This window comes from Chelatococcus sp. XZ-Ab1 (assembly GCF_029309855.1).
Taxonomy (GTDB): domain Bacteria; phylum Pseudomonadota; class Alphaproteobacteria; order Rhizobiales; family Beijerinckiaceae; genus Chelatococcus_A; species Chelatococcus_A sambhunathii.
Genome location: NZ_JARKII010000008.1, coordinates 165901 through 191787 on the forward strand (window position 1 = coordinate 165901; position 25887 = coordinate 191787).

33 protein-coding genes are annotated in these 25887 nt (G+C 65.5%); 27 read left to right on the forward strand and 6 right to left on the reverse strand.

The window, feature by feature from the left end:
• Positions 1 to 55 precede the first annotated feature (55 nt).
• From P2T65_RS13690 to P2T65_RS13700, 3 genes are all read left to right on the forward strand, one after another.
• Complete coding sequence (locus tag P2T65_RS13690; RefSeq protein ID WP_276199981.1) at positions 56 to 931, forward strand: hypothetical protein; 876 nt, start codon at positions 56 to 58, stop codon at positions 929 to 931.
• Between the two features lie 437 nt (positions 932 to 1368).
• On the forward strand, positions 1369 to 2691 hold the full coding sequence (locus P2T65_RS13695) for a DNA modification methylase (RefSeq protein WP_276199982.1): 1323 nt from the start codon (positions 1369 to 1371) through the stop codon (positions 2689 to 2691).
• Positions 2688 to 2909: a hypothetical protein gene (locus P2T65_RS13700; protein ID WP_260349173.1), complete on the forward strand. Its 222-nt coding sequence runs from the start codon at positions 2688 to 2690 to the stop codon at positions 2907 to 2909. Before P2T65_RS13695 ends, P2T65_RS13700 begins: the two co-directional genes overlap by 4 nt.
• Before the next feature lie 52 nt (positions 2910 to 2961).
• Here P2T65_RS13700 and P2T65_RS13705 read toward each other — a convergent pair whose 3' ends face one another.
• The 3 genes from P2T65_RS13705 to P2T65_RS13715 all read right to left on the reverse strand — a co-directional run bounded on the left by P2T65_RS13705 (position 2962) and on the right by P2T65_RS13715 (position 4080).
• On the reverse strand, positions 2962 to 3207 hold the full coding sequence (locus P2T65_RS13705) for a hypothetical protein (RefSeq protein ID WP_276199983.1): 246 nt from the start codon (positions 3205 to 3207) through the stop codon (positions 2962 to 2964).
• Positions 3208 to 3210: 3 nt separating this feature from the next.
• Positions 3211 to 3756: a DUF3489 domain-containing protein gene (locus P2T65_RS13710; RefSeq protein ID WP_276199984.1), complete on the reverse strand. Its 546-nt coding sequence runs from the start codon at positions 3754 to 3756 to the stop codon at positions 3211 to 3213.
• A gap of 102 nt (positions 3757 to 3858) precedes the next feature.
• Positions 3859 to 4080, reverse strand: coding sequence for a hypothetical protein (locus P2T65_RS13715; protein WP_276199985.1), 222 nt, complete (start codon positions 4078 to 4080; stop codon positions 3859 to 3861).
• A 147-nt stretch (positions 4081 to 4227) separates the two neighbouring features.
• Here P2T65_RS13715 and P2T65_RS13720 point away from each other — a divergent pair, with 147 nt between their 5' ends.
• From P2T65_RS13720 to P2T65_RS13760, 9 genes are all read left to right on the forward strand, one after another.
• The gene (locus P2T65_RS13720; RefSeq protein ID WP_260349169.1) at positions 4228 to 4797 is read left to right on the forward strand and encodes a hypothetical protein; all 570 of its coding nucleotides are present in this window, start codon (positions 4228 to 4230) and stop codon (positions 4795 to 4797) included.
• A complete protein-coding gene (locus tag P2T65_RS13725) occupies positions 4712 to 6688 on the forward strand; it encodes a phage terminase large subunit family protein (RefSeq protein WP_276199986.1) in 1977 nt (658 codons plus the stop codon). The genes P2T65_RS13720 and P2T65_RS13725 overlap by 86 nt, the downstream gene beginning before the upstream one ends.
• A 10-nt stretch (positions 6689 to 6698) precedes the next feature.
• Complete coding sequence (locus tag P2T65_RS13730) at positions 6699 to 6911, forward strand: hypothetical protein (RefSeq protein WP_260349167.1); 213 nt, start codon at positions 6699 to 6701, stop codon at positions 6909 to 6911.
• 3 nt (positions 6912 to 6914) lie between these two features.
• Positions 6915 to 8393 carry a phage portal protein gene (locus tag P2T65_RS13735; protein WP_276199987.1) on the forward strand — a complete coding sequence of 493 codons (1479 nt, stop codon included), beginning with the start codon at positions 6915 to 6917 and terminating at the stop codon, positions 8391 to 8393.
• Between the two features lie 7 nt (positions 8394 to 8400).
• A complete protein-coding gene (locus P2T65_RS13740; protein WP_276199988.1) occupies positions 8401 to 9720 on the forward strand; it encodes a S49 family peptidase in 1320 nt (439 codons plus the stop codon).
• A gap of 17 nt (positions 9721 to 9737) precedes the next feature.
• Positions 9738 to 10127 (forward strand): head decoration protein, encoded by a 390-nt coding sequence (locus P2T65_RS13745; RefSeq protein WP_260349164.1) that lies wholly within the window; start codon positions 9738 to 9740, stop codon positions 10125 to 10127.
• Between the two features lie 94 nt (positions 10128 to 10221).
• Positions 10222 to 11244 carry a major capsid protein gene (locus P2T65_RS13750; protein ID WP_276199989.1) on the forward strand — a complete coding sequence of 341 codons (1023 nt, stop codon included), beginning with the start codon at positions 10222 to 10224 and terminating at the stop codon, positions 11242 to 11244.
• On the forward strand, positions 11244 to 11561 hold the full coding sequence (locus P2T65_RS13755) for a hypothetical protein (RefSeq protein WP_276199990.1): 318 nt from the start codon (positions 11244 to 11246) through the stop codon (positions 11559 to 11561). Before P2T65_RS13750 ends, P2T65_RS13755 begins: the two co-directional genes overlap by 1 nt.
• Positions 11558 to 12214 (forward strand): DUF6441 family protein, encoded by a 657-nt coding sequence (locus tag P2T65_RS13760; protein WP_276199991.1) that lies wholly within the window; start codon positions 11558 to 11560, stop codon positions 12212 to 12214. Before P2T65_RS13755 ends, P2T65_RS13760 begins: the two co-directional genes overlap by 4 nt.
• 22 nt (positions 12215 to 12236) lie before the next feature.
• On the opposite strand, the gene P2T65_RS13765 is transcribed toward P2T65_RS13760, so the two are convergent.
• Entirely contained in the window at positions 12237 to 12437 is a 201-nt protein-coding gene (locus P2T65_RS13765) for a GDCCVxC domain-containing (seleno)protein (protein ID WP_276200037.1), read from the reverse strand.
• A gap of 233 nt (positions 12438 to 12670) precedes the next feature.
• Between P2T65_RS13765 and P2T65_RS13770 the strand changes: the two genes are divergently transcribed.
• The 6 genes from P2T65_RS13770 to P2T65_RS13795 all read left to right on the forward strand — a co-directional run bounded on the left by P2T65_RS13770 (position 12671) and on the right by P2T65_RS13795 (position 15373).
• Positions 12671 to 12928, forward strand: a complete 258-nt coding sequence (locus P2T65_RS13770; RefSeq protein ID WP_276199992.1) for a type II toxin-antitoxin system ParD family antitoxin — start codon at positions 12671 to 12673, stop codon at positions 12926 to 12928.
• Positions 12928 to 13272, forward strand: coding sequence for a type II toxin-antitoxin system RelE/ParE family toxin (locus P2T65_RS13775; protein WP_276199993.1), 345 nt, complete (start codon positions 12928 to 12930; stop codon positions 13270 to 13272). Before P2T65_RS13770 ends, P2T65_RS13775 begins: the two co-directional genes overlap by 1 nt.
• A gap of 32 nt (positions 13273 to 13304) precedes the next feature.
• Positions 13305 to 13724, forward strand: a complete 420-nt coding sequence (locus tag P2T65_RS13780) for a hypothetical protein (protein WP_276199994.1) — start codon at positions 13305 to 13307, stop codon at positions 13722 to 13724.
• A gap of 25 nt (positions 13725 to 13749) precedes the next feature.
• Complete coding sequence (locus P2T65_RS13785) at positions 13750 to 14694, forward strand: phage tail tube protein (protein WP_276199995.1); 945 nt, start codon at positions 13750 to 13752, stop codon at positions 14692 to 14694.
• A 2-nt stretch (positions 14695 to 14696) separates the two neighbouring features.
• Positions 14697 to 15134 (forward strand): hypothetical protein, encoded by a 438-nt coding sequence (locus P2T65_RS13790; protein ID WP_276199996.1) that lies wholly within the window; start codon positions 14697 to 14699, stop codon positions 15132 to 15134.
• An 80-nt stretch (positions 15135 to 15214) separates the two neighbouring features.
• Positions 15215 to 15373 (forward strand): hypothetical protein, encoded by a 159-nt coding sequence (locus P2T65_RS13795; RefSeq protein ID WP_169507165.1) that lies wholly within the window; start codon positions 15215 to 15217, stop codon positions 15371 to 15373.
• 43 nt (positions 15374 to 15416) lie between these two features.
• Here the strand turns inward: P2T65_RS13795 and P2T65_RS13800 are convergent, their stop codons facing one another.
• Positions 15417 to 15617 (reverse strand): hypothetical protein, encoded by a 201-nt coding sequence (locus P2T65_RS13800; RefSeq protein ID WP_053239919.1) that lies wholly within the window; start codon positions 15615 to 15617, stop codon positions 15417 to 15419.
• A gap of 72 nt (positions 15618 to 15689) precedes the next feature.
• Entirely contained in the window at positions 15690 to 15902 is a 213-nt protein-coding gene (locus tag P2T65_RS13805) for an AbrB/MazE/SpoVT family DNA-binding domain-containing protein (RefSeq protein ID WP_276199997.1), read from the reverse strand.
• 67 nt (positions 15903 to 15969) lie between these two features.
• Between P2T65_RS13805 and P2T65_RS13810 the strand changes: the two genes are divergently transcribed.
• Genes P2T65_RS13810 through P2T65_RS13850 form a run of 9 tightly spaced genes read left to right on the forward strand, consistent with a single transcriptional unit; the run spans position 15970 to position 25877 of the window.
• Positions 15970 to 18144: a tape measure protein gene (locus P2T65_RS13810; protein WP_276199998.1), complete on the forward strand. Its 2175-nt coding sequence runs from the start codon at positions 15970 to 15972 to the stop codon at positions 18142 to 18144.
• Positions 18145 to 18153: 9 nt separating this feature from the next.
• Entirely contained in the window at positions 18154 to 18780 is a 627-nt protein-coding gene (locus P2T65_RS13815; RefSeq protein ID WP_276199999.1) for a DUF2460 domain-containing protein, read from the forward strand.
• Complete coding sequence (locus P2T65_RS13820; RefSeq protein ID WP_276200000.1) at positions 18777 to 19124, forward strand: hypothetical protein; 348 nt, start codon at positions 18777 to 18779, stop codon at positions 19122 to 19124. The genes P2T65_RS13815 and P2T65_RS13820 overlap by 4 nt, the downstream gene beginning before the upstream one ends.
• Positions 19117 to 19248, forward strand: a complete 132-nt coding sequence (locus tag P2T65_RS13825) for a hypothetical protein (RefSeq protein WP_276200001.1) — start codon at positions 19117 to 19119, stop codon at positions 19246 to 19248. Before P2T65_RS13820 ends, P2T65_RS13825 begins: the two co-directional genes overlap by 8 nt.
• A 3-nt stretch (positions 19249 to 19251) precedes the next feature.
• Positions 19252 to 20001: a glycosyl hydrolase 108 family protein gene (locus P2T65_RS13830; RefSeq protein ID WP_276200002.1), complete on the forward strand. Its 750-nt coding sequence runs from the start codon at positions 19252 to 19254 to the stop codon at positions 19999 to 20001.
• Positions 19998 to 20522, forward strand: coding sequence for a hypothetical protein (locus P2T65_RS13835; protein WP_276200003.1), 525 nt, complete (start codon positions 19998 to 20000; stop codon positions 20520 to 20522). Before P2T65_RS13830 ends, P2T65_RS13835 begins: the two co-directional genes overlap by 4 nt.
• Positions 20523 to 20538: 16 nt before the next feature.
• The gene (locus P2T65_RS13840; protein WP_276200004.1) at positions 20539 to 21423 is read left to right on the forward strand and encodes a DUF2163 domain-containing protein; all 885 of its coding nucleotides are present in this window, start codon (positions 20539 to 20541) and stop codon (positions 21421 to 21423) included.
• Positions 21420 to 21896, forward strand: coding sequence for an NlpC/P60 family protein (locus P2T65_RS13845; RefSeq protein WP_276200005.1), 477 nt, complete (start codon positions 21420 to 21422; stop codon positions 21894 to 21896). The genes P2T65_RS13840 and P2T65_RS13845 overlap by 4 nt, the downstream gene beginning before the upstream one ends.
• 3 nt (positions 21897 to 21899) lie before the next feature.
• Positions 21900 to 25877, forward strand: coding sequence for a glycoside hydrolase TIM-barrel-like domain-containing protein (locus P2T65_RS13850; protein WP_276200006.1), 3978 nt, complete (start codon positions 21900 to 21902; stop codon positions 25875 to 25877).
• Positions 25878 to 25887: the final 10 nt, after the last annotated feature.

Sequence of the window (25887 nt, forward strand, 5' to 3'; positions counted from 1 at the left end):
CGCGACGGCGCGTGCTCGTATCCATCATGATTAACGTAGCGCGCGCGAGGAAGAGATGTCGCAGCAGAAGAGACTGAATGAGTACCCCGCGATTACACCGGTGCTCATGGATTATGGGTGGTTTGTGCCTCCATACATCAACGGCGAAGAGCACGAACGCATCAAGAATCTGGTGGCCTATATTCAGGCGAACTTGCCACCGGATGACGCGGCGAAACGCGCGATTGAAGACAAAATCCATAAGGAATTTCTCGACGTGGCCTTCAGCACGCAGGTCCGTGCACGCTATGTGTGGCTCGCCCTACGGACACCCCATATCTCCGGCTATTCGCATTTGTACGAGAGCGCGGTTTTTGCCTATTACAAGCGAGAGTACGCCGCCGCTGTTTGCCTGCTCCTTGTGGCGCTTGAGGGCGTCCTGCTCTCGATTAACGGATGGCGCCTTGGCCAGCCTAACAAGCCCAGTTTCGCGCAGCTGAAGGCAACGATCGCCAACTTGACGCTCGCCAACATCAATTCGGAAATGAACGCCGTGCAATCGGCATTTCGGGATGCATTGTCGGCGTTCATCGACCGTTGGATTTACGCGCATACGTCCAGTGCGGACTTCTCACTGTCCGTGCTGAATCGTCACTACGTTCTGCACGGGATGGACGCAGGCAACTTTTATCGGCCACACGACTTTCACCGCCTTCTGCTGGGCTTCGACCTCCTCATCGACCTCACCGCCATGATAAACGGTACGTATCGTGTGATGGTGGAGGCGGATTGCGATAAGTATGAAGAACGTAGGCAATATTACGAACAGCTGCGAGGCGGTGTCCTGCAAGTTGGTCCCGCGGGCGATCGCGAGCAGGAACTCTTAAGACAGCATCCAAATTACGCGCCGCCGACAATGGAGGCCTGCGTGGAGCTGCGCATAAATCGGTAAGCGCGCGGAGATTCAACGCGCAATCACTCTGTCAAATTGATTCACGCGGTGAGACAATTTTCGCTGAGACATTTCCCGGCGAGACACACATCGGCGATTTGGGCTAGTTCTTGGGCATGCTCGGGCGAGCCGCGCGCCGATGATCTCCGACCGGCGAGATGCACGGTTCCTCCCTGGCCAAAGTCGTATGCTGGCGGCAATGGCGCGACGCTTCCCCAGTGACGGTGCCGAAATAGGCCACTTCGTTTCGCCTGCATCGTCGGCCTCATGAATTCAAACACTTAGGCGTCTGCGAACCTCGGCGATGGCGAAGCCGCCAGTCGGGGGCGTTTCGCTCCGGGCTTGTTGGCGAAGCGGGACCCGTTTCGCCGGCACAGCGCGTCGGCTGGCTTCGCGACCGCCGGATCAGATCCTTCTCCCATCGCACCGGACCGGCCATGGACGTCGTCGAAACCCCGATCGACAAGCTCGTGCCCTATGCCCGCAACCCGCGGCGCAACGAGGAAGCTGTCGCCACGGTCGCCGCCTCGCTGGCCGAGTTCGGCTGGCGTCAGCCGATCGTCGTCGACGAGGACTTGGTGATCGTCGTCGGCCATACTCGGTACGAGGCGGCCAAGCGCCTCGGCATGACGAGCGTGCCGGTGCATGTCGCACACGGCCTGACGCCGGCTCAGCTGCGCGCCTACCGGCTGATGGACAACCGCTCGCATCAGAATGCGAGCTGGGACGACGAACTGCTCAAGCTCGAACTGGCCGATCTGAAGCTCGACGAGTTCGACCTGGCGCTGACCGGTTTCGAGGACGATGAACTGGCCCGTCTCCTGGCCGACGCGCCCGTCGAGGGGCTGGTCGACGAAGATGAGATTCCTGAGCCGCCCGCCACGCCCGTCACCCGCCGCGGCGATCTCTGGCTACTTGGGGACCACCGCCTGCTATGCGGGGACTCGACCTCGGCCGAGGACGTCACCCGCCTGATGAACGGCGAGCGCGCTGCGCTGTTCGCAACCGATCCGCCCTATCTCGTCGACTATGACGGCACCAACCACCCGACGAAGAGGAACGCGTCGGCCCGGGCCAAGAAGATCGCCAACAAGGACTGGTCCGACGACTACATCGAGCAGAAGCATTGGGATGATTCATCCCAGGGTCCGCGGTTCTATGAGGCCTTCATGCAGGTCGCCATCGACTGCGCCATCAAGGAGGACGCGGCCTGGTATTGCTGGCACGCCTCGCGGCGCCAGGCGATGCTGGAGGCGTGCTGGGCAAAGTTCGATGTGCTGCATCACCAACAGATCATCTGGGCCAAGAGCCGTCCGGTGCTGACGCGCTCGATCATGCTGTGGGCGCACGAGCCCTGCCTGTTCGGCTGGCGCTCGGGCAACAAGCCGCGCGTCAACCGTGAAGGCTTCGAGAACTGGCCGACGACCGTGTGGTCCATCCCGTCGAGCGAGATCGAGACGCGCGAGCACCCGACCTCGAAACCGGTGCGCGTGTTCACGCTGCCGATGGAGCTGCACACCGTGCCAGGCGAAACCTGCTACGAGCCGTTCTCCGGCTCGGGCTCGCAACTCATTGCAGGCGAGCGCACAGGGCGACGCGTCTTTGGGCTCGAACTCTCCGAGACCTTCTGCGACGTCATCGTCAACCGCTGGCAGGCATACACGGGGAAGTCGGCGAAACTGGACGACGAAGATCGCAGCTTCGAAGAGGTGAAAGCCGCGCGTCTTGGCGCTGGCGACGGCGCAAAGGACGCGGCATGAAGCAATCGCGCCGGATGTCTTTGATCGAGGCGTTGAGCAATGTCGCGATCGGCTACGGCGTGGCCGTGCTGACCCAGATCGCGGTCTTCCCGTTGTTCGGTCTGCAAGTGTCCCTGAGCGACAATCTGTTGATCGGCGCTCTGTTCACGCTGGTCTCGGTGGCACGCAGCTATGCCGTGCGGCGCATCTTCGAACGGATGCGCGCTTTGTCTGCATAAGCGAAACGCCGCCGCCCATCGCGGGCAGCGGCGCGTCAGTGATGATGACGTGTCAACTGGCGGTCGCTCCGAGCAGCTTCGCCCGGAAGTAGGCGCCCACCGGTCGGCTCTCGGCCACCGTGCGGCCGGCCCGGAGCGCGCCGGCACGGCCGACAAAATAGAAGCCGACCTGCTCGCCGGTTTCTCGGCGCGTTCGCGTGAGGACCGTGTAGCGGGTCGAGCGCGTCTCGGCGATGATCGCTTCGCCTCGGTGCTGCAGGGCGGCGACGAGACGGTCGTGGATGGTGGTCTTCGCCATGGCTCAGCCTTCCCGGCTGAGGCGATATACGCGGCCGCGTCCTTCGACCTTCTCGGAGGTCACGTCGAGCCCGAGCTTCTTCTTGAGTGCCCCGGCGATGGCGCCGCGCACCGTATGCGGTTGCCAGCCGAAGGCGGCGGCGATTTCCGCTATGGTTGCTCCGTCGGCGCTCTGCAGCGTGGCGATCAGCTGGGCCTGCTTGCTGCCTTCGCGGACCTTCGGCTCCGTTGACGCCTTGGCGGCAGCGGGAACGCCATGCTTCGGCTCCGCAGGCTCAGGCGAGGCGTCCGGCTCGATACCGATGGCGGCGAGTCCGTGCTCGGTGATTGCGAGGGTGACGCCGTGGCCGTCGCCGGTCTCGCGCCAGACGTGCTCGCCGATCCGCGAGTCGGCATCGATCTCTTCGAGCAGGCCCTGCTTGAGCAGCGGTGCAATCACCTTCTGCGCGGCGCCGCCCTTGAGGTTCTTCGGGAGCGGCAGCGCCAGCATGTTCGCGCGCTGCGCGGCGGTGCTAAGGACGATCATCTGGGTGTCGGAAAGCTTGGTCATTGGGCAGCCCTTCTTCAGGAGAGGCGCGCGACCATCGCGGGCCTTCTACTGCCCCGAGCCCCGAGGGCGAACCCAACGGGGCGAAGGCGGGAAGCGGCGCGTCTAATCGGCGTGTTCGCCCTCCTTGAAGGCGGCGTCGGTGATGCGCTTCAGGAGCTCGGCATAGTGCGTGAGTGTCCCGACATGGCCCCAGTTGATCTCGTCGGGGCTGGTGTCGAAATGGTCGTCGCTCAGGGCCTTGATGCGCTCCAGCATCGCGTCGATTTCCGCCTTCTTGGCGATGAAAGTGTCGAAGGCGGAAGCGGTGTTTCGGGACTTCGTCATGGCGGTCTCCAACGCTTGATGGTGACCCCATACAGGCTCTGATCGACACCCTCATCAAGTCGATAAGTGCATCATTTCATTGCTTTTTATGCAGTGATGGCGGGGCTCCCGACATGACCTGATCTTGCCCGGGAGCGGCCCCCGTTCATGGCGACCAATACCCAACCGATCGCGGTCATCGCCCGGCTCCTGGACCTGACCGAAAGGCGGGTCCAGCAGCTGGCGCGCGACGGGATCATCCCGGCGTCAGCTCGCACCGGCCCCGAACGCGGGCGCTACGATCTCGTCGGCACGGTGCGCGGCTATGTGCGCTACCTGCGCGAACTGGCGACGCGGTCGCAGACGGGCGCCGCCGATTTCGGTGTCGAGCGCGCCCGGCTGATCAAGGCCAAGGCCGATCTCGCCGAAATGGACGCAGCTGTCCGGCGCGGCGACCTCTTGCCGGCCGCTCAGGTCGAGGAGGCTTGGATCGCCGTGCTGGCCCGCCTGCGCGCGCGTCTGCTGGTCCTGCCCGACAGGCTGGCGCCGCTCGTCCACGAGGAGACGACCATTGCCGGCACGCGCGCGCAGATCCGCGACGCGATCACCGAAGCGCTCGCGGAACTCGCCAGCCTCCCGGCCATCGCCGTTGGTGCTGAAGGGGCCGGCGCGGCTGGCGCAGGCGACGCGCAAGGCGCTGACGATCCTGGCGCCGCCGCCGACCCTGACGATCAGTGAGTGGGCCGACGCCAGGCGCCGCCTGAGTTCCGAAGCCAGCGCCGAGCCCGGCCGCTGGCGCACCGAGCGGGCCATCTACCAGCGCGGCATCATGGACGCGATCTCCGATCCGGCGGTCGAAAGCGTCGTCGTGATGTCGTCGAGCCAGACCGGCAAGACGGAGGTGCTGCTCAACACCGTTGCATTCCACATCGACCAGGACCCGGCGCCGGTGATGGTGGTGATGCCGACGGAACGCGATGCGGAGACCTGGTCGAAGGACCGTTTCTCGCCGATGGCGCGCGATACGCCCTGTCTGCATGGGCGCATCTCGGATCCGAAGTCGCGGGACGGGTCGAACAAGATCCTGCACAAGAAGTTTCCCGGCGGGCATCTGACCATCGTCGGCGCCAATGCACCCTCGGGCCTGGCCAGCCGGCCGATCCGCATCCTCCTGTGCGACGAGGTCGACCGCTATCCGTTCAGCGCCGGCGCCGAGGGCGATCCGGTCAATCTGGCGAAGAAGCGCACGGTCACCTTCTGGAACCGCAAGATCGTCCTGGTCTCGACGCCGACCATCCGTGGCGCGAGCCGGATCGAGACGGCGTTCACCGAAAGCGACAGGCGCCGCTTCTTCGCGCCGTGCCCGGAATGCGGCGAGCATCAGACGCTGGTCTGGGAGCAGGTTCGCTGGGACCGCGACGCGGACGGCGCCCACCGGCCGGAGACCGCGCGATACCAATGCCGCCATTGCGGCGTGCATTGGAGCGACGCCGAACGCTGGGCCGCCGTGCGCCGGGGCGAATGGCGGGCTGAGGCCCCGTTCGACGGCATCGCCGGCTTTCACCTGAACGAGGTCTATTCCTCCTGGGTCCGCTTGGAAGCCATGGTGCGCACCTTTCTGTCGGCGAAGGATCACGGCGACGAGGCGATGAAGACCTTCGTCAATACATCGCTGGGCGAGACATGGGTCGAGACGGGCGAAGCGCCGGACTGGCAGCGGCTCTACGATCGTAGGGAAAGCTGGCCGGCCGGCACGGTGCCGATGGGCGGCCTGTTTCTCACCGCCGGCGCCGACGTCCAGAAGGATCGCATCGAGGTCGATGTCTGGGCATGGGGTCGCGGGCTGGAGAGCTGGCTCATCGACCACATCGTCATTGAGGGCGGCCCCGAACACGCCGCCGCATGGTCCGCGTTGGACGGTCTCTTGAGCCGCAACTGGCCGCACGCCTCTGGGGTGGCGATGGGCCTGTCGCGCCTCGCGATCGACACCGGCTTCGAGGCGCCGTCGGTCTACGGCTGGGCACGGCGCGCCGGCTTCGCGCAGGTGGCGCCAGTCAAGGGTGTCGAGGGTTTCAATCGGGCGAGCCCGGTCTCCGGCCCGACCTATGTCGATGCGACCGCCGGCGGCAAGCGATTGCGGCGCGGCGCGCGGCTGTGGTCGGTCGCGGTCTCGACCTTCAAGGCCGAGACCTATCGCTACCTCCGGCTCGAACGGCCGACCGACGAGGAGCGTGCCGGAGGCGCCAGCTTTCCCGCAGGGACCATCCACCTGCCGGCTTGGGCCGACAGCGAGTGGTGCAAGCAGTTCGTCGCCGAACAGCTGGTGACGGTGAAGACCAGGCGCGGGTTTCAGCGGCTCGAATGGCAGAAGCTCCGCGAACGCAACGAGGCGCTGGATTGCCGGGTCTATGCCCGTGCCGCCGCCTGGATCGCCGGTGCCGACCGCTGGGGCGAGCAGAAATGGCGCGATCTCGAACGCCAGGTCGGCTCGCTCGATCCGAGCAACACAGTGGGGCCAGAGACCACGGCCTCTGACCCCGGCACGCCAGAGATCGCCTCCGCGGGTCTGGTGCGACGAGCGCCTGCCCGGCGCGGCCGACGGGTGTTCACGCCCAGCTATCTGAGTTGAGACCGAGACCATGACGCTTGAGGACATGATCGCGCGCCGCGATGCGCTGCTCGCCGCCCGATGGCGCGGCGTGCGCACCGTCGAGGTCGAGGGGCGCCGCATCACCTATGCGAGCGATGCCGAAATGGCGGTCGCCCTCGGCGACCTCGAACGGCGGATCGCCGAGGAGCAAACCGGCGCGCGCCGTCGCATCGTTCGCACGACGGCAAGCAAGGGGCTCTGACTCGTGCTGGAATCGATCACACGGTGGCGCCGCCGCATCGGCGCTCTGGTGGGCGGCTTCGAGGCGGGCCAGGCAAGCCGCAGGCTGCGGCACTTCCAGCCGAGCCGGGCGCATCTCAACACGCTGATCGCGGCCGCCGGCGCCGACATCACCGCGCGCGCCCGATGGCTGGTGCGCAACAACGGCTATGCGGCGAACGCCATCGAGAGCTGGGCCGGCAATGTGGTGGGCGACGGCATCAAACCGTCGTCCCTGATCGCCGATGCCGAACTCAAGGCGCGCGTGCAGCGCCTCTGGCTCGACTGGACCGACGACAGCGACGCCGAGGGGTTCACCGATTTCTATGGCCAGCAGCGGCGCGCCGCGCGCGAGGTATTCATCGCCGGTGAAGTGTTCTTCCGCTTCCGTCCGCGCCGGCCCGATGACGGGCTCATGGTGCCGCTGCAGCTGCAGATGATCCCCTCCGAGATGCTGCCGCTCAGCCGCAACGAGCAGCTTCCCGGCGGTAATGTCGTCCGTCAGGGGATTGAGTTCGACCGGATCGGCAGGCGCGTCGCCTACCACTTCCTGCGCCGCCATCCGGGTGACGTGACCGATCCAGGGCTCGCCGGCGAGATCGTGCGGGTGTCGGCGGCCGAGGTCATCCACGTCATCGATCCGGTCGATGCTGGGCAGTTGCGCGGGATTTCCCGCTTTGCGCCGGGCATCGTGAAGCTGTTCCTGCTCGATCAGTACGACGACGCCGAGCTCGACCGGAAGAAGGTCGCGGCCATGCATGCGCTCTTCATCACCACGCCGGCGCCGGCGGAGCCCTTCGACATCGCCGAGAGCGACGAAGGCGGCGAGCGGACGATGGATCTGCAGCCCGGCCAGATCGTGATGCTGGAGCCGGGCGAGGAAGTGCAGACCTCGGCGCCTGCCGATGTCGGCCAGACCTACGAGCCGTTCCAGTACCGCACGTTGCTGCAGGTCTCGGCGGCGCTCGGCATTCCGTATGCGTATCTGTCAAACGACATGCTGAAGGCGAACTACTCGAACTCGCGGCTCGCGCTCCTTGAGTTTCGCCGCCGCATTGAGGCCTACCAGCACTCGGTCATGGTCTGGCAGATCTGTCGACGGGTCTGGGCGCGCTGGCTCGATACGGCGGTCGTCTCAGGCGCGCTCGACTTGCCTGATTACGAACAGCAGCGGCGCACCTGGCTCGGCTGTTCCTGGTTGCCGCCCAAATGGGACTGGGTCGATCCGCTGAAGGACGCGCGCGCCGAGATCGAACAGATCGAGGCAGGGCTGAAGAGCCGGACACAGGCGCTCGCCGAGCGCGGCTATGACGCCGATCAGGTCGATGCCGAGATTGCTGCGGACCGTGCGCGAGAGCGCCAGCTTGGCCTCTCCTTCGGCAGCGCCTCATCCGACCCGAGGCTGCTGACCGATGCTCAAGAGGCAGCACCAGCGGACAACCAGGCGAACGTCGCCGCCGACTGAGGTTTCCATGACGCGATTGAATCCGCTGCTCACCCGGCTCGGCGGTCGGCCCTTGGCGATCGCCCCGCGAGCGCTCGACGGCCTGCTCGCCGCCGGCCCAATGCTCGATACACGCCAGGCCATGCTTCCGGCCCGCGATGCGCCGCAGGTGGCGAGCCATTCCGTTACCGGTCCCGGCATCGCCGTGGTGCCGATCCTCGGGCCATTGGTGACGCGTGGCGACTGGCTCACCGGTTTTCTGGGCGCCAGCGACTATGGCGAGATCGCTTTTGCGGTGGAGGCCGCGCTGGCCGATCCAGCTGCGCGGGCCGTGTTGCTGGAACTGGACTCGCCAGGCGGTGAGGTCGGCGGTCTCTTCGATCTGGTCGATCGCCTCGTGTCCTTGCGCGAAGCCGCGCAGAAGCCACTCTGGGCTGTCGCGAGCGAAAGCGCGCTGTCGGCTGCCTTTGCCATCGCCAGCGTGGCGGACCGCCTTTACGTCACCCGGACGGCGGAGGTCGGATCCATCGGCGTCGTGGCCATCCATGTCGACGAGAGCATCGCCGACGTCATGGCCGGCCTCAAATGGACGCTCGTTCACGCGGGCGATCGCAAGATCGAGGGCAATGCCCACGAGCCGCTTTCGGATACGGCGTTGTCGGCGATCCAGGCGGATGTCGACGCGCTCCATGCCGACCTCGTCACCCTGGTGGCGCGCAACCGGAACATGAGCCCCGGCGCTGTCCACGCGACGCAGGCCGCGATCTATCGGGGCCAGCGGGGCATCGACGCCGGCCTTGCCGACCAAGTCGGCACCGTCGGCCACGCACTTGCCGATCTCACCCGGATGCTCGACCCGCCACGCCTGATCAGGGGTGCTTCGCAGAGCGCCCGCAGTCGTCAACCTCCAAGGAGAAAGACCGAAATGACCATCGACCCCAATGCCGGTGCGGCGATCGATGGCGACGCCGTCATCGAGACGAACGCGCCCGAACCGGAAACCCCCGATACGCCGCAGCCCGCACCGCCGGTCGCGGCGCCGGAGACCACCGATGTACCCACCACCGGCCACACCGCGGAACGGTTGCGCGCCGAATATGCGGAGATCGCCGCCATTGCCGTCCAGGGTGCCCGACTGGGCGTCGCCATCGACGCCGCCGACGCCATGGCCAAGGGGATTGCGCCGCATGCGCTGCGAAGCTCCATCCTCGACGCCCTCGCGGCACGCGCCGAGGCGAGCTCTGTGGTCGCCGTGGCGCCGTCACCGGCCGGCTCGCCGGCATCGAACGGCGGCGAAAGCCCCATCGTGCGTCGTGCGCGTGAGCGCGCCTCGGCCAACCGCAGCTGAGGAAAGGAAGGATCATCATGACCGTTCTCACCATGTCGCCGACCCTTGGCGACCTGCTCAAATACGAGCTCAATGCGAGCTACTGCCGCGAGGCTGTGACCCTCAAGGCTGGCACGAACTACGCGCTCGGATCCGTCCTCGGCCGGATCACCGCCTCGGGCAAGTACCGCCTGTCGCCGGACGCCGAGGTCGTCGGAGACGAGGGTGCGGAGGTCGCAACGGCCGTCCTGATCGAGGCGGTCGACGCGACGGCCGGCGATAGGACCGGCCTCATGGTTGCCCGAGGCCCGGCGATCGTCTCCAAGGCGGCGCTCGTCTTCGACGCCTCCGTCGATGACGCGGCCAAGACGACCGTCAAGCACACCGAGCTGAGCTCTGCCGGTATCGTGCCGCGCGACACCGCCTGATCCGCGCTCGTCAGATCCAATCCGTCACCGGCTCCGAGGCGTCCGCCTTCGGGGTCTTTTTCATGCCCGTTCCATCCCAAGGAGACCCGACTCCATGGTCGCCATCATCAATCCCTTCGACGCGGGCGGTTATTCGCTCGCCGAGATGACCCAGGCCATCAACATCCTGCCCAACGTCTATACCCGGCTCGGGCAGATGGGCCTGTTCCGCTTCGAGGGCGTGACCCAACGCTCCGTCGTCATCGAGCAGGCCGAAGGCGTGCTAAACCTCCTGCCGACCGTGCCGCTCGGCGGTCCCGCCACCGTCGCCAACCGCGACACGCGCTCGATGCGCTCCTTCACGGTGCCGTGGATTCCCCACGACGACGTGATCACGCCCCAGGACATCCAGGGCGTGCGCGGCTTCGGCGTTGCCGACGCGGCCGACCCGCTCGCCACCGTCATGGAGCGCAAGCTCACTCGCATGCGGGTCAAGCACGCCCAGACCCGCGAGTACATGGAGGTCAATGCGTTGCGCGGCATCGTCAAGGACGGCGCCGGCACCACGCTCTACAACTACTTCACCGAGTTCGGGCTTTCCCAGCAGGCGGTCGATTTCGTGCTCGGCACCGCCGGTACCAACGTCCAGGCCAAGGTGCGCGAGGTGCTGCGCAAGGTCGAGACGGAACTCAAGGGCGAGACCATGACCGGCGTGTTGGCGCTCGTCAGCCCTGAGTTCTTCGACAAGCTGATCGGCCACGCCAAGGTCGAGGACGCCTACAAGTACTATGCCTCGACCGGCGCCCAACCGCTCCGCGAAGATACGCGCCGGCGCTTCCCCTTCGCCGGCATCATGTTCGAGGAGTACAACGCCACCGTCACCCTCTCCACCGGCGAAACCGAGACGCTGATCCCGGCGAGCGAGGGCATCGCGTTCCCGCTCGGCACCCTCGACACCTTCGTGACCTACGGCGCGCCGGCGAACCTGATCGAGACAGTCAACACCGTCGGCCTGCCGATCTATGCCCGGCAGATCGCACGTCCCGACGGCAGCGCCATTGAGGTCAAGACCGAGGCCTCGACCCTACCGGTCAACAAGCGCCCGCGGCTCGCGGTGCGCATCCACACGAGCAACTGATGGGTATGAGCGCCTTCGCCAAGGCGATCGACGACCTGTTCGGCGATCCGAACATCGGCAGGGACGCTGTCTATACGCCCGATGGCGGAACGGCCGTGCGTGTGCGTATCATTGCCCGACGTGCGGACGAGGTCACCGGTTTCGGTGAGGCGCGGCTGTGGTCGGAAGCCACCCGTATCGACCTGCGTGTTGCCGAGGTGGCAAACCCGCGCCCCGGCGACCGGATCGAGGTCGATGGCGAAACCTTCATCATTCAGGGCGAGCCGGTGCGTGATCGCGAGCGGCTCGTCTGGACTTTGGATCTCCGCTCCGCATGAAACTCGCCCTCAGCATTGTCGGTGACATTGCCCGGACAATGGAGGCGGAAACCCGCGCCGGCCAAAAGGCGGTCACCGCCGCCATGCGCAAAGCTGGCGCCGGTCTCAAGTCCGCCTGGCGCGCACAAATTACCGGTGCGGGTCTCGGGTCTCGGCTCGCTCGCACCATTCGCTCCGAGCAGTATCCGAAAGGTCGGCAGAGTCTCAACGCGGCAGCGCTGGTCTGGTCGAAAGCACCAGTGATTGTTGGTGCGCACGACACCGGCCCACTGATCCGCTCCAAGAACGGGTTTTGGCTGGCGATCCCGATGCCGGTAGCGGGCAAATCATCTCGTGGTGGCCGCGTCACGCCTGGCGCGTGGGAGCGTCGCACCGGCATGCTCCTGCGCTTCGTCTATCGCCGCACCGGTCCGAGCCTGCTGGTGGCCGACAATGTTCGCATCAGCAAGGCGGGCCGGGTCCGCGAAAACATCACCCGGCATAAGGACGGCCGGGTCTCGAGCCGGCTGCAAGGTCGCGCCACCGCCGTGATCTTCTTGCTGGTGCCGCAGGTGAAACTGCCGAAACGCCTCGATCTGGCGCGCGATGCGCGTGCGGTTGAGAATGCCCTGCCGGGGATGATCGTGGCGAATTGGACGGAAACGCGTTCCTGAGCGGCTCGATCCAGTCAGGCTATCAACTGCAGCATCCTTTATGGGCCTGGATCGGCGGACAGGGTACCGTGCCGTAGGAGCAGAAAACGCAGCAATCACCCGGTTTTGGTTTGAGGAGCGTGCCGCAGCCCTTGCACTCGTAAAACCACTGGCAGGCATCCGTCGGCATGGTCTCGTTTTGCGAATGCCCGCAATGCGGACAGGTAATCGTGCTATCAAGAATCGGCGCCCGGCATTCGGTGTGCAGGCGATTAGCCTCGGCCTCGATCCGCGCGCGGCGGGCCGGGTCGAGCCTGGCGAGCTTGTCCTGAAGGCTGCGTACCATGACCATCATCCTTTCCACGGTGCCACGCCAATATGGATCGGGGGGCCTGGCACCACAAACCTGCATTTGGCCAGCGGTCGACATTCATGGGGCATTGGCATATATTGCCAATATCCTTGATGGAGACACGCATGGCCACCCGCAACGTCGTTCTTACCGACACTCAATCTGCTCTGGTCGACCGGCTGGTGGCGTCGGGGCGCTATCAGAATGCCTCGGAAGCCTTGCGTGCAGGGCTGCGTCTTCTCGAGCGCGAGGAAGCCGAACTCGGCGCGTTGCGCGACCGGTTGACGACCGGGTTGGAACAGGCTCGACGCGGTGATCTGGCCGAGGGTTCTGGCGAGGATGCCGTTCGCCGTGCCTTCACTGCCGCCCGCGCGCAATCCTGATGCCGAAACCCTGGCGCCTGACGCGACAGGCGGAAACATCGCTCGTCGAAATCGCTCGCTGGACGCATGAGACCTTCGGTCCGCGACAGGCTGCCGCCTACGAGGAAGACCTGATCGCACGTTGCGCGGCGATTGCGGCGGGCACGGCTATGTCGCAGGACTGCCGCCGCCTCATCGATCCGGACCTGCCCGAGGATCTGCGTTTCACGCGAGCGGGTCAGCATTTCGTCATTTTCGTCGAGGACGCCGATCAGGTGATCATCGTCGATTTCCTGGACGGCCGCTCGGATTTGCCGCGGCGGCTCGCGGCCCTTACGGAACCGAAGCCCGACAGGGATCACTGACGCCGGGCTGGTCCCGGCGAACCGGGACCATCATGCCCACCACCCGCGAAACCATCCTCGCCGCGCTACACGCGCAGCTTTCAATGTTGCCAGCCACCGTGCTGCGCGGCGAGGTGCTGCCCGAGCGTGTACCTGCGGCAGGGCTATTGATTTTGCGTGATGGCGATCCGGGTGAGCCGGAGACGACGCTGTCGCCACTCATCTACCATTATCAGCACCGGGCCGAGATCGAGGCCGTCGTGCAGGGCGCGGGCCGCGATACGGCGTTTGATGCGCTGTGCGCCAGCATTGGTGCGGCGATTGCCGGCGACCGCACGCTTGGGGGACTGTGCGACTGGATCGAGGCGGAAGCGCCGCAGCCGGTCGATCTGCCCATCGAGGGCGCGGCCGCCCTGAAAGCCGCCATGATCCCGGTGGTGCTGCACTATTCGACGGCCGACCCGCTCGGTTGATCTCGACAATCCGAGGAGAAACACCATGGCACGAGCCCAAGGGGCGCGGGCGCTGATGGCGCTCGCGTTCGAGACGACCTATGGCACCCCGCCGGCGAGCGACTTCACCCGCATGCCATTCGCCAGCACGACGCTCGGAGCGGAACAGCCGCTGCTCAATTCCGAGCTCTTGGGCTATGGCCGCGATCCGCTGGCGCCGGTCAAGGATGCGGTGACCGCCGATGGCGACGTCGTGGTGCCGATCGATGCGCAAGCCTTCGGCTTCTGGCTGAAGGCGGCGTTTGGTGCGCCGACGACGACGGGGACGGCACCGGGGCCCTTCACCCACACTTTCCAATCCGGATCCTGGACCCTGCCGTCGATGGCAATCGAGACCGGAATGCCTGAGGTGCCGCGATACGCACTCTATTCCGGCGCAGTGCTCGATCAACTGACCTGGCAAATGCAGCGCTCTGGCTTGCTGACCGCAACGGCGCGGCTGGTGGCACAGGGCGAGACGATCAACACCACGTCACAGGCCGGCACGCCCGCGGAGCTGGATCTCATCCGCTTCGGGCACTTCAACGGCGCGATCAAGCGCAACGGCACCGCTTTGGGCAACGTGATCTCGACCGAGATCACCTATGCCAACAATCTCGACCGCATCGAGACCATCCGTGCCGACGGCATGATCGATGGCGCCGATCCATCCATTGCCGCGCTCACCGGCCGCACCGAGGTCCGCTTTGCCGACTCGACGCTCGTCAGCCAGGCGATCAATGGCACGCCGTGCGAGCTGGAATTCTCCTACAACCTCGGCTCCGGCGAGAGCCTGACTTTCACAGCGCATGCGGTCTATCTGCCGCGACCGCGCCTGGAGATTTCCGGGCCGCAGGGCGTGCAGGCATCGTTCGATTGGCAGGCGGCGCGCGACGCCACGCTCGGACGCATGTGCACCGCCGTGCTCATCAATGACGTGGAGGACTACTGACCATGATCCGTCTCGACCTTTCCACTGAGCCGAAATGGCTCGACCTTGGATCTGGCCTGCGCCTCCTTGTTCTGCCGGTGACCACCGCCACCATGGTCGCGGCCCGCAACGATCCGACAGTCGAATCTTTGCCCAAGGACGCCAGCCAGGAGCAGATGGCGGTGGTCATGGCGAAGGCGGTTGCGCGCCGCATAGTGACCGATTGGGAGGGCGTCGGCGATCAGAGCGGCATGCCGATGTCGGTCACACCGGAAGGGATCGACGCGCTGCTCGACATCTGGCCAGTGTTCGAGGCCTTCCAGACCCGCTGCCTCGCGCCGCATCTGATGCTGGATGCGGAAAAAAACGCCTCATCGCCCTTGCCGAATGGCACTTCGGCGGGGGCGAGGCCTACTGCGCAGCCTGCGAAAGCCCGTGCGAAGATTGCCCGGCGCGGCTGAACTCTCCGGAAACTCCGGAGGGTTGGCAGGTCTGGGATCTCGTCCAGCGCCTGACTGGACAATTGCGTGTGGTTGGCGGCATGGGCGCCACGGTCGTCATCGGCTGGGACATGAACGCTGCCTTAGCCATGGCGCGCGCACTCGGTGTCAGTCCGCTGATTGCCGCCGAATGTCTGTCCGAGATCGAGGCGGTGATGGTGCGCAAGCTCAACGAACAGATGGCGGCCGAGCGCGCCTGATCAGATACGACTGTTGCACGCCGGCCTGTCAGGACTTGCGGCATTACCCCCGGTTCAGGCGCCTGCTCTTCTTCCTGCCAATGCTGCCGTCAGACGCGGATTGCGACTGACCGGTATCAGCTCGGATCGCCTGGACGTCCGGTTCCGACAGTTCGATTTCGTGGACCGTGGCCATCCGCTCACCACGCACATGCGCCAGCGCCTCCTTCAGGCCCTGTTCGATACTCTTGAAAGCTTCGCTCATGTCATCTTCCTCCAGGTTGCCAGACGCATATGTCAATGACGCACAGGCAAAGCCTTGTTGGGAATTTGGCGGTCAGAACCGATCCGACCGATCCCGGCAATCGGTCGCTTCAGCACCCTTTGCGATCCCGGCAAGTGAACTCTGTTCCGGCACCGGTATCAGCAGAATGCCAGTTCCCTTTGGCATGAGTGCGAAGACCTGACCGACCTTCCAGCCCCGCGCAGCGCGGAGGGCCTCGGGGATCTGGATCTCAAATTTGGCGGACAAGGTGACGATCTCGGACATGACTCAAGTTTCCGCGGATCGGCACCGTCACGCAAGGCGTGTCTCCGTCTGACAGGAAGATTGACCCATGGCAGAAAAACGCGTCTCCGTCCGGCTCGTTGCCGAGGGCGGCCGGCTGGTCCGCTCCGAGTTCGAGGGCGTTGGCGAGGTTGGCGAGACGAGCTTCAAGCGGATCGAGAAGCAGGCTGACATCACCGGCAAGGTGGTGAGCCGGGTGATGGGCGTGCTCGGCGCCGCAATCAGCGTCCAGCAGCTCGTCACTTACGCCAACACATGGACCGATCTGCGCTCCCGGGTCGATCTCGCCACCGGATCGCAGGAACGCGGTGCCGCGGTGATGGAGCGGCTCGCCAACATGGCACGGCGGACCTATTCGAGCATTACGCAGACCACGGAATCCTGGCTCGCCAACGCCACGGCGCTGCGCGAGCTTGGTCTGTCTACCAGGGAGAGCCTGGATTTCACCGAAGCGCTCAACAACGCGATGGTGATTTCAGGCGCCAAGGCTGATCGCGCGGCGTCCGTGCAGAACGCACTGTCAAAGGCCATGGCGCTCGGCAAGCTCTCGGGCGAGAACCTCAACACCGTGATCGCCAGCGGCGGGCGGATCGCCGAACTGCTGGCGGCGGAGCTCAAGGTCAACGTCAATCAGCTGCGCACTCTTGGCGCGGAAGGCGACATCACCGGCGATGTGATCCGGCGTGCACTGCTCGGCAATCTCGAGCGCCTGCGCCAGGAAGCCGACGCGATGCCGGCCACCATTGGCGATGCCTTCACGCTTCTGGGTAATGCGGCGCTGCAGCTGGTGGGCCGCTGGGACAAGATGGCGGGAACGTCCGCTGCCGTCGCAGCCGCGATCATTCTGCTCGCCGACAATCTGGAGCATCTTGCCGCCATCGGCATCGCTTTTGCCGGCTTCATGGCCGGACGCTGGGTGGTTGCCTTCGTTGCGGCACGGATTGCCACCTTCAGCCTGTCGGGTGCGCTGGCGTTGCTGCGCGGCGCCATCATCCGCACCGGCATCGGCGCACTGATCGTCGGCGCCGGCGAGCTAATCTACTGGTTCGGGCAGCTGGTCAAAGGCGCCGGCGGGTTTGGGCGCGCGCTCGAGCTGATGGGTAATCTGGCACGAGCCGTCTGGGACGGCATCAAGATCACGGCCAGCTCGTTTGTCGATGATTTCCGCGCGATCACGGCCAGCGTCGAGCAGCTCTGGCTCAAGCTGATGGCGTTCCTGTCCAACAAGTGGGCCGACTTTCTCGGTAGCATCGGTCCGACTTTCAACAAGGTCGCCGAGACCCTCGGCGCTGAGACGCGGATCGACTGGTTCGGGGCAAAGTCCCATTCCTCGATGCTCGATCACGCCGCCAGCAATGCCGGTGTGATGGCGGAGCGCCATCGTGAGCGTGCGATGGATACGCGGGCACACGCCTTTGATGCCGTCGGTCCTGCTGCGCAGGCGCTGGGCGATGCGGTGCGCAAAGCGGACAGTGCGGCCGCACTCGACGATGCCGCCAATGCAGCGGGCCGTGTCACCACTGCACTCGATGCGTCGGCGAATGCTGCAAAGAAAGCCGGCAAGGCGCACAAGAAAAGTGCAGAAGAAGTTGTCACCGGCTGGGCGGCGGTGGTCAAGAGCCTGGCCGATTATGCGGAGAAGGCCCGCGAGATCGGCGCTGATGTCGGCAAGACGCTGGTCGGTGCGTTCAAGAGTGCGGAGGATGCCGTCGGCGAGTTCGTCAAGACCGGCAAGCTGAAGTTCGGCGATCTCGTCACCTCGCTGATTGCTGATCTGGCGAAACTCGCGGCGCGGCGCTTCATCCTCGGTCCCATCGCTAACGCATTGTCTGGCGCCTTGGGCAGCCTCGGCAGCAGCCTCTTTGGCGTGCCGAGCCCGGCGACGGCAGCCGCAGGACTGTTTGGCTCGCCGATTTATCACACCGGTGGCATCGTTGGCGGACCCAGCCCTAGCCGCATGGTGCCGGCCATAGCTTTCGCTGGTGCGTCGCGCCTGCATGCCGGTGGATGGGCAGGCCTGCGGCCAGACGAAGTGCCGGCCATCCTGCAGCGCGGCGAGCGGGTGCTGTCGAAGCGCGAGGCATCAGCCTCGGCACGTAGCGCATCCGCGCCGAGCGTCAACGTCACCATCATGGCGCGCGATGCGGAAAGTTTTCGGCAATCGCGCACACAGGTCGCCGCCGATATCGCCCGCGCCGTGTCGCTCGGCCGGCGCGGGCTCTGAGACCCTAACATGGCGTTCCACGAGGTCCGGTTTCCGGACGACATTTCGCGTGGCGCGCGCGGCGGACCGCAGCGTCGCACGCAAGTCGTGGAGCTCGCCTCGGGCGACGAGGAGCGCAACGCCAGCTGGGCCAGCTCTCGCCGCCGTTATGATGTCGCCTACGGTATCCGTCGCGCCGACGATCTGGCCGCAGTGGTCGCCTTCTTCGAGGCGCGCAACGGCCGACTGCATGGCTTTCGCTTCAAGGATTGGGCCGATTACAAGTCCTGCCTGCCGTCGCAGATCCCCGCCGCCACTGATCAGGCGATCGGCACTGGTGACGCCAGCACCAAAACATTCCAGCTGGTGAAGCGCTACGCCTCCGGCGCGCAGGCATGGGTACGCATCATTACCAAGCCTGTTGCCGGCAGCGTAGCGATCGCGCTGAACGGCACGCCAACGTCCTCCGGCTGGTCGGTCGATGCGGCCACCGGTCTCGTCACCTTCGTATCCGCACCTGCTTCCGGCGTCGCTATCACCGCCGGCTTCGCGTTCGACGTGCCGGTTCGCTTCGACACCGACACGCTCGACGTCACGCTCGATCTCGAGCGGCTCGGCTCGATCACCTCCATTCCCCTCGTGGAGATCCGACGATGAATGATGAACCCGGCTTCATCACCGCGGTGCTGCGCGACCTTGCGGCATCGACGGCGGTGATCCTCGCCGTCTGGGGCGCACTCGGTGGCGCCACCAACGCGCTGACCACCAAGATGCATCTGCGCGACGCGCTGCGCCACATCCTGCTTGGCGGCATCATCGCCGCCGGCATGGGCAGCCTGTCGATGGCGCTGGTCACGCGGTGGCTCGGCCTGCCGTCGGAAGCGATTCCGGCCGGAGGTGCGGCAGGCTCCGCCGCCTATCTCGTCGGCGTCTTCGGACCTGCCTTCATCGAGGTGACGCTGGCGCGCCTTCGCAACAAGGGAGGCGATCACGATGCGTGAGCTTCTGCGCTTGGCCCGCCAGCTTCGTTGCGACAGCCCCGATCCGCGCGAGGCGTTCGCCCATCGCATGCGCGTCGGCGTCATCGTCGCCCTCCTCATCCTGATCGTTTACCTGCTGAGGTAACCCATGCTCGAGAATTTCCAGAACTGCCTGGCGGTGACGCTGGGCTATGAGGGCGGCTGGTCGGATCATCCCTCCGATCCCGGCGGTGCCACGATGAAGGGCATCACGCTTGCCACCTATCGCCGCTTCAAACCGGGTGCGACCAAGACCGAGCTGCGCAACATCTCGAACGACACTGTCGCGAAGATCTACCGCTCCGACTATTGGGACAAGGTCGGCGGTGATCGGCTTGCCGCCGGTGTCGATCTTGCCACCTTCGATGCCGGCGTGAACTCCGGTTCTGGGCGCGCCAGGCAATGGCTGATGGCCGCGATTGGCGGTCCCGACCACGAGACCGTCCAGAAACTCTGCGCCAAACGTCTCGGCTTCATGCGCTCGCTCGCCATCTGGAACACGTTTGGCAAGGGCTGGTCGACGCGCGTCGCCGGTATCGAGGCCAAGGGCGTCGCCTGGGCGCTGGCGCAATCGATGGGTCCGATTCAAGTCCGTGAGCAGTTGGCGAAGGAGGCGACAACCGCGACCGCCACCTCGAACAAGCAAACCGCAGGCGCCAGCGCGGCCGGCACCGCGACCACGGCCGGTGGCAGCGACGCGCTCTTCAACCCGGATCATGTCGACCAGATCGCCGGCTGGGTGCTGGGCGGACTGCTGAGCGCCGGTGTGCTGGTCGCCGCCATCCTCATCATTCGCGCCATCATCCACCGTCAACGCGCTTCAGCCTATGCCGTCGAGGCAGGAAGGATCATGTCATGAGCGCCATTCTCGCGTCGATCCTGATCGATGTTGCGGCAAGGGTCGGCGCGCCGATCGTCAAGAGCCTGCTGGAAAAGCATGTCGGTGGCGCAGCCGGCGAGATTGGCGGCATGGTCATCGACGCCATTGCCGGCAAAGCCGGCGTGACGCCGGATAGTCTTCCTGGACTTCCAGCAAAGGATCTGGAAGCGGCCGTTGCCGCTGCCGAGGTCGACGCGCCGCAGCTCGTCGCGGCATGGGTCGGACAGCAGCGCGAAGCCAACAGGCTGATGCTGGCCGAGATGAGCAAGGGGCGACCCTGGTGGACCTGGGGCTGGCGGCCAGCGTGGATGTGGTTCCTCGGCTTTCTGTTCCTGTTCCGTCTGGTGCTGGTGCCGGTGGCCGACGCCATCCTTGGCTCCAGCATCGCGGGCGGTGTCGACCTGTCCACCATGATGACGCTGACCGCCTGGTTCATGGGCCTCTACATGGGTGGCCACACCGTCAAGGACTTAGCTGCCAAGTGGGCGGAGCGGTCATGATTGCCGGTGATCGACCATGAAATCCCTCTCTCCAGCTCTGCAGACCCATCTCGACGCGGGCACGACGACGCTCAGCTGGTGCTGGAAGATCACCCGTGCCGATGGCGCCGTATTCGGCTTCACCGATCATGATCGCACGCTTGATTTTGGTGGCACTCTGTTCGAGCCGGGAAGCGGATTGACGGCGTCGGAGGTGCGTGCCGGTTCCGATCTCGCCGTCGATGCACAGGACGCACAAGGCGTGCTGACCTCCGATCGCATCACTGAGACCGACATTCTCGATGGACGCTGGGATAATGCCGAGGTCGAGCTCTGGCGGGTCAACTGGACCGACACCTCGCAGCGTGTGCTCATGCGCCGCGGCGCCATCGGCCAGATCCGGCGCGGCCGGCTCGCCTTTGTCGCCGAGATGCGGAGCATAGCGCATGTGCTCGGCCAGACCGTCGGCCGCATGTTCCAGGCGACCTGCGATGCAGAACTCGGCGACGTCCGTTGCCGCGTCAATCTCGATGCGCCCTCCTTCAAGGGGACAGGTTCTGTTATCGACATACTGCGCGACCGCGCTTTCACGGCATCGGGGCTTGGTGGCTTTGCCGCGGGCTGGTTTGCCTTCGGCACAGTAACATGGACCAGCGGCGTCAATGACGGGCGGCGCGCCGAGGTGCTGGCGCATGATCTCGTCGACGGCATCGCCATCCTGACACTGCTCGAGGCGCCAGTGCGGCCAATTGCGGAGGCCGATGCCTTCGTCATTCGCGCCGGCTGCGACAAGCGTATCGCCACTTGTGCAGCGAAGTTCGCCAACGTCGCCAATTTCCGCGGCTTCCCCCACATCCCCGGCCAGGATGCGGTGCTGCGCTATGCAACGCGCGATGGCGGCCACAATGGAGCGGTGCTGTGAAGTCGGCTGCCCCCAAAAAGGTCATTGCCGTCGCGCGCGCCTGGCTCGGCACACCGTATCACGACCAGGCAAGCCTCAAGGGTGTCGGTTGCGACTGCCTCGGCCTCGCTCGCGGCGTCTGGCGTGAGGTGGTGGGTGACGAGCCCTTCATCATCCCGCCCTATAGCCGCGACTGGGGCGAAACCGGCCCGCGCGAGGTGCTGGCCGAGGGCGCCCGCGGCGCCATGATCGAGATTGCACCGGAACATGCCGCCCCCGGCGCGCTGCTGCTGTTCCGCATGGCGCCACGCGCCATCGCCAAGCATGTCGGCATTCTGACCGGCACCGACAGCTTCCTTCATGCCTATGAGCGGCTCGGCGTGATCGAGCAGCCGCTGACCTTGCCCTGGCGACGGCGCATAGCCTTCGCTTTTCTGTTTCCGCGGCCGGCCCTTGTCCTGCGCAAGAAGGCCCGGCGCAAGACAAGGTCCTGATCCATGGCCGCTCTCGTTCTCGGTGTCGCCGGTGCCGCCATTGGCGGCAGCATCGGCGGCACCATCCTCGGCGTCAGTGCCGCCACCATCGGCGGCTTTGTCGGCGCCGCCGCCGGCTCCATGGTCGACAGCTGGATCGTGTCGTCGCTCACCCCTGCCCAGCGGATCGAGGGCGCGCGTCTCGACAGCCTGCGCCTCACCTCATCGACCGAAGGCGCCGTCATTCCCCGGCTCTATGGCCGCATGCGCATCGGCGGCAACATCATCTGGGCGACCGACTTCCGCGAGGAGAGCAGAACCACCACGCAAGGTGGCGGCAAGGGATTTTCGATGGGCGGTGGTGGCGCCAAGGTGCAGACCACCGAATATCTCTATTACGCGAGCTTTGCGGTCGCGCTCTGCGAAGGTCCGATCACCGGGATCGGCCGTATCTGGGCCGATGGCAAGCTGCTCGACACCGCCGGCATTGCCTGGCGCTGGTATCCCGGCGACGAGAACCAGACCGCAGACCCCTTCATTGCCGCCAGGATGGGCGCGGCCGATACGCCGTCCTATCGTGGCACGGCTTACGTTGTGTTCGAGGAATTGCCGCTCGCCAATTACGGCAACCGCCTGCCGCAGCTGTCCTTCGAGGTGTTTCGGCCGCTCGCCGATGCCGACACCGCCGAAGGGCTGGTTCGCGCCGTCACCATGATTCCGGCTTCGGGCGAATTCACTTATGCGACGCAAGGCATCCGCCATGGCAGCGCCTGGACACAGATCCCGGCCAATCTCAACGCGCTGTCCGACACCGCCGACATGGTGGTGGCGCTCGATCATCTGCAGGCGACGATGCCTGCAATTGAAAGCGTCAGTCTCGTCGTCGCCTGGTTCGGCAACGATCTGCGCGCCGGTCATTGCCAGATCAGGCCTGGCGTGGAATTGGCGTCGAAGCTGACCTTCCCGAAGACCTGGACTGTCAACGGCGTATCGCGCGCCAATGCCCATCTCGTCAGCCGCGACGCCGAGAACCGCCCGGTCTATGGCGGCACACCGGCCGACTTTGCCGTCGTGCAGGCGATCCGCGAGATGAAGGCGCGTGGCCTGCGGGTTACCCTTTATCCCTTCATCCTGATGGATGTGCCGCCTCACAACAGCCTGCCGAACCCGTATTCCGACAACGCCAGCGAGGCCGGTCAGCCGGCGTTTCCCTGGCGTGGCCGCATCACCTGTTCGCCGGCAGCCGGTTACGCGGGAAGCGTCGATAAAACCGCTGCCGCCGCTTCGCAAGTGGCAGCCTTCTTCGGTGCGGCGACACCGGCACAGTTTGTGGCGTTCGGAGACACCGTGCTCTGGACCGGCCCCACCGGCGATTGGGGTCTGCGCCGCATGGTGCTGCATTACGCGCAGCTCGCCAAACTGGCCGGCGGCGTCGATGCCTTTATCATCGGCTCGGAGATGCGCGAGCTGACCACTATTCGTGATGGCGCCGGCAGCTATCCCGCCGTGCAGGCGTTGCGCGACCTGGCATCGGCTGTGCGCCCAATCCTCGGGCCTGGCACGAAGATCAGCTATGCCGCCGACTGGAGCGAGTATTTCGGGCATCAGCCAGCGGATGGCTCGGGCGATGTCTTCTTCCATCTCGATCCGCTGTGGGCCGATAGCAATATCGACTTCGTCGGCATCGACAACTACATGCCGCTCTCAGATTGGCGCGACGGTGTCGATCATCTCGATGCGCAGGCCGGCTGGCCTGCAATCCATGATCGCGCCTATCTGCTATCCAACATCAACGGCGGCGAAGGTTTCGACTGGTACTACGCCTCGGATGCTGATCGGGCGAACCAAATTCGCACAGCGATCACCGATGGCGCTGCCGCCAAGCCGTGGGTGTTCCGCACCAAGGATCTGCGCTCATGGTGGTCGAACAGGCATTACGACCGTCCTGGCGGCGTGGAGAGTCCGACGTCGACAGCGTGGGGGCCGCAATCCAAACCGATCCGCTTCACCGAGCTCGGTTGCCCGGCCATCGACCGCGGTACCAACCAGCCCAACGTTTTCGTCGATCCGAAGTCGGCGGAAAGCGAGGTGCCACACTTCTCGCGCGGCTGGCGCGACGATGCCATCCAGCGCGCCTATCTGGAAGCAACGTATCTGTGGTGGAGCGATCCGGCCAACAATCCGACCTCAATCATCTCAGGCAGCCGCATGGTGCATGTGCCCGAATGCGCTGCCTGGACCTGGGATGCGCGACCCTATCCGTTCTTTCCCGAGCTGACCGATGTCTGGACCGACGGAGAGAACTGGCGGCTCGGCCACTGGCTGACCGGCCGTCTCGGTGCGGTCTCGCTCGCCGCCCTTGTGCGGCATCTGTGTCGGCGCGCCGGTATGCGAGATGAGCAGATCGATGTCTCAGGGCTCTGGGGCGCCGTCGAGGGCTATGTCATCGGCGCACTGGAAAGCCCGCGGGCGTCGATCGCGAACCTTGCCCGTCACTTCGGCTTCGATGCCGTCGAAAGTGAAGGCAGGATTCGCTTTGTCATGCGCGGCCGGGCGGCCGTCGCCAGCATTCCGACTGAGGCCATGGTGGCGGCCGATCAGAACGAGGTTCTGGAGCTGACCCGCAGCCAGGAGACCGAACTGCCCCAGGCGCTCAAATGGCAGGTGGCTCGGGCCGACGAGGATTACGATGCGGCGATCGTCGAAGCCCGCCGCATTACCGTCGCTGCATCTCGCATCTCCTCCGAGACATTCCCCTTTGCGGTGCCGCCGGAAGAGGCCGAACGCCGTTGCCGCCGTGCGCTGATGGAAGCCTGGACAGGGCGTGAGAGCGCTGTCTTCCGGTTGCCGCCATCGCGGCTGGCAATTGATCCGGCCGACGTGATCAGGCTCGACCATGATGGCCGCGAGATCGATTTCCATCTGGTGTCGGTCGCCGATGCTGAGGCACGCAGCGTCGAGGCGATTCGCCAGGATCGGCAGGATTACGATCTTCCGCCTGGCGCGGCACGACCATCGACACTCTCCAAAACTGTCGTCTTCGGCGCGCCGGAGGTGGTGTTCCTCGACCTGCCGCAACTGACGGAAGCGCATATCCCGCATCATCCGCTGATCGCCGCGCAGGCACAACCATGGCCGGGGCAACTGGCGGTGTTCCGCAGCCCCGGCAATGACGGCTTCGAGCTGGTCACCAACTTCAGCACCCGTGCCCGCATCGGCACGTTGACGAATGATCTGTGGTCCGGACCGGTCTCGCGCTTCGACCACGGCAACGTCATGATTGTCGATCTCGTCACCGGCACGCTCGAAAGCGTCACCGATATTGCGCTCCTCGGCGGCGCCAATGCGCTTGCAGTGGAAAGCGCACCAGGTATCTGGGAGGTCTTGCAAGCAGGATCGGCCGAACTGATCGCGCCGGGCCGCTACCGGCTGACGCGGCTGTTGCGCGGTCAGCGCGGCACCGAAGGCGCGATGGCCGATCCGGTGCCGGCGGGTGCGCGCGTGGTGGTGCTCGACAGCATGCTCGCCGACCTGCCGGTCACCGAGGCCGATCTCGGCATGGCGATGAACTGGCGCATCGGCCCGGCCTCAAAACCTGTCAGCGACGAGACCTATGTGGCACAGACCTTCACGCCCGAGGGTGTTGGGCTCCGGCCCTTCGCGCCGGTCCATGTCGAACAACCATGGCGCAAGGCGCGCGTGCCTGGTGATCTCACCATTCGCTGGGTGCGTCGGGATCGCTCGCTCGCCGCAGACAGTTGGAATGCCGTTGAAATCCCGATGAGCGAGGCCAGCGAATCCTGGCAGGTCGAGATTCTCGACGGCGCAACCGTCAAGCGGTCCTTGACCACTGCCACCACCAGCGTGGTCTACAGCGCAGCCGACCAGAGCGCCGACTGGGGCGCACCGCTCGGACTGGGTTTCTCCCTTGACGTCCGCATTGCCCAGATCGGGCAGACGTTTGGCGCTGGTGCTGCGCTCACTACTACCCTCTGGTTCTGATCATCGGAGA

Excerpts from the sequence above, each read along its gene's own strand:
- P2T65_RS13690 (WP_276199981.1), top strand. The coding sequence starts at position 56 with ATGTCGCAGCAGAAGAGACTGAATGAGTACCCCGCGATTACACCGGTG.
- P2T65_RS13695 (WP_276199982.1), top strand. The coding sequence starts at position 1,369 with ATGGACGTCGTCGAAACCCCGATCGACAAGCTCGTGCCCTATGCCCGC.
- P2T65_RS13700 (WP_260349173.1), top strand. The coding sequence starts at position 2,688 with ATGAAGCAATCGCGCCGGATGTCTTTGATCGAGGCGTTGAGCAATGTC.
- P2T65_RS13705 (WP_276199983.1), bottom strand. The coding sequence starts at position 3,207 with ATGGCGAAGACCACCATCCACGACCGTCTCGTCGCCGCCCTGCAGCAC.
- P2T65_RS13710 (WP_276199984.1), bottom strand. The coding sequence starts at position 3,756 with ATGACCAAGCTTTCCGACACCCAGATGATCGTCCTTAGCACCGCCGCG.
- P2T65_RS13715 (WP_276199985.1), bottom strand. The coding sequence starts at position 4,080 with ATGACGAAGTCCCGAAACACCGCTTCCGCCTTCGACACTTTCATCGCC.
- P2T65_RS13720 (WP_260349169.1), top strand. The coding sequence starts at position 4,228 with ATGGCGACCAATACCCAACCGATCGCGGTCATCGCCCGGCTCCTGGAC.
- P2T65_RS13730 (WP_260349167.1), top strand. The coding sequence starts at position 6,699 with ATGACGCTTGAGGACATGATCGCGCGCCGCGATGCGCTGCTCGCCGCC.
- P2T65_RS13740 (WP_276199988.1), top strand. The coding sequence starts at position 8,401 with ATGACGCGATTGAATCCGCTGCTCACCCGGCTCGGCGGTCGGCCCTTG.
- P2T65_RS13745 (WP_260349164.1), top strand. The coding sequence starts at position 9,738 with ATGACCGTTCTCACCATGTCGCCGACCCTTGGCGACCTGCTCAAATAC.
- P2T65_RS13750 (WP_276199989.1), top strand. The coding sequence starts at position 10,222 with ATGGTCGCCATCATCAATCCCTTCGACGCGGGCGGTTATTCGCTCGCC.
- P2T65_RS13755 (WP_276199990.1), top strand. The coding sequence starts at position 11,244 with ATGGGTATGAGCGCCTTCGCCAAGGCGATCGACGACCTGTTCGGCGAT.
- P2T65_RS13760 (WP_276199991.1), top strand. The coding sequence starts at position 11,558 with ATGAAACTCGCCCTCAGCATTGTCGGTGACATTGCCCGGACAATGGAG.
- P2T65_RS13770 (WP_276199992.1), top strand. The coding sequence starts at position 12,671 with ATGGCCACCCGCAACGTCGTTCTTACCGACACTCAATCTGCTCTGGTC.
- P2T65_RS13775 (WP_276199993.1), top strand. The coding sequence starts at position 12,928 with ATGCCGAAACCCTGGCGCCTGACGCGACAGGCGGAAACATCGCTCGTC.
- P2T65_RS13780 (WP_276199994.1), top strand. The coding sequence starts at position 13,305 with ATGCCCACCACCCGCGAAACCATCCTCGCCGCGCTACACGCGCAGCTT.
- P2T65_RS13785 (WP_276199995.1), top strand. The coding sequence starts at position 13,750 with ATGGCACGAGCCCAAGGGGCGCGGGCGCTGATGGCGCTCGCGTTCGAG.
- P2T65_RS13790 (WP_276199996.1), top strand. The coding sequence starts at position 14,697 with ATGATCCGTCTCGACCTTTCCACTGAGCCGAAATGGCTCGACCTTGGA.
- P2T65_RS13795 (WP_169507165.1), top strand. The coding sequence starts at position 15,215 with ATGGGCGCCACGGTCGTCATCGGCTGGGACATGAACGCTGCCTTAGCC.
- P2T65_RS13800 (WP_053239919.1), bottom strand. The coding sequence starts at position 15,617 with ATGAGCGAAGCTTTCAAGAGTATCGAACAGGGCCTGAAGGAGGCGCTG.
- P2T65_RS13805 (WP_276199997.1), bottom strand. The coding sequence starts at position 15,902 with ATGTCCGAGATCGTCACCTTGTCCGCCAAATTTGAGATCCAGATCCCC.
- P2T65_RS13810 (WP_276199998.1), top strand. The coding sequence starts at position 15,970 with ATGGCAGAAAAACGCGTCTCCGTCCGGCTCGTTGCCGAGGGCGGCCGG.
- P2T65_RS13815 (WP_276199999.1), top strand. The coding sequence starts at position 18,154 with ATGGCGTTCCACGAGGTCCGGTTTCCGGACGACATTTCGCGTGGCGCG.
- P2T65_RS13820 (WP_276200000.1), top strand. The coding sequence starts at position 18,777 with ATGAATGATGAACCCGGCTTCATCACCGCGGTGCTGCGCGACCTTGCG.
- P2T65_RS13825 (WP_276200001.1), top strand. The coding sequence starts at position 19,117 with ATGCGTGAGCTTCTGCGCTTGGCCCGCCAGCTTCGTTGCGACAGCCCC.
- P2T65_RS13830 (WP_276200002.1), top strand. The coding sequence starts at position 19,252 with ATGCTCGAGAATTTCCAGAACTGCCTGGCGGTGACGCTGGGCTATGAG.
- P2T65_RS13835 (WP_276200003.1), top strand. The coding sequence starts at position 19,998 with ATGAGCGCCATTCTCGCGTCGATCCTGATCGATGTTGCGGCAAGGGTC.
- P2T65_RS13840 (WP_276200004.1), top strand. The coding sequence starts at position 20,539 with ATGAAATCCCTCTCTCCAGCTCTGCAGACCCATCTCGACGCGGGCACG.
- P2T65_RS13850 (WP_276200006.1), top strand. The coding sequence starts at position 21,900 with ATGGCCGCTCTCGTTCTCGGTGTCGCCGGTGCCGCCATTGGCGGCAGC.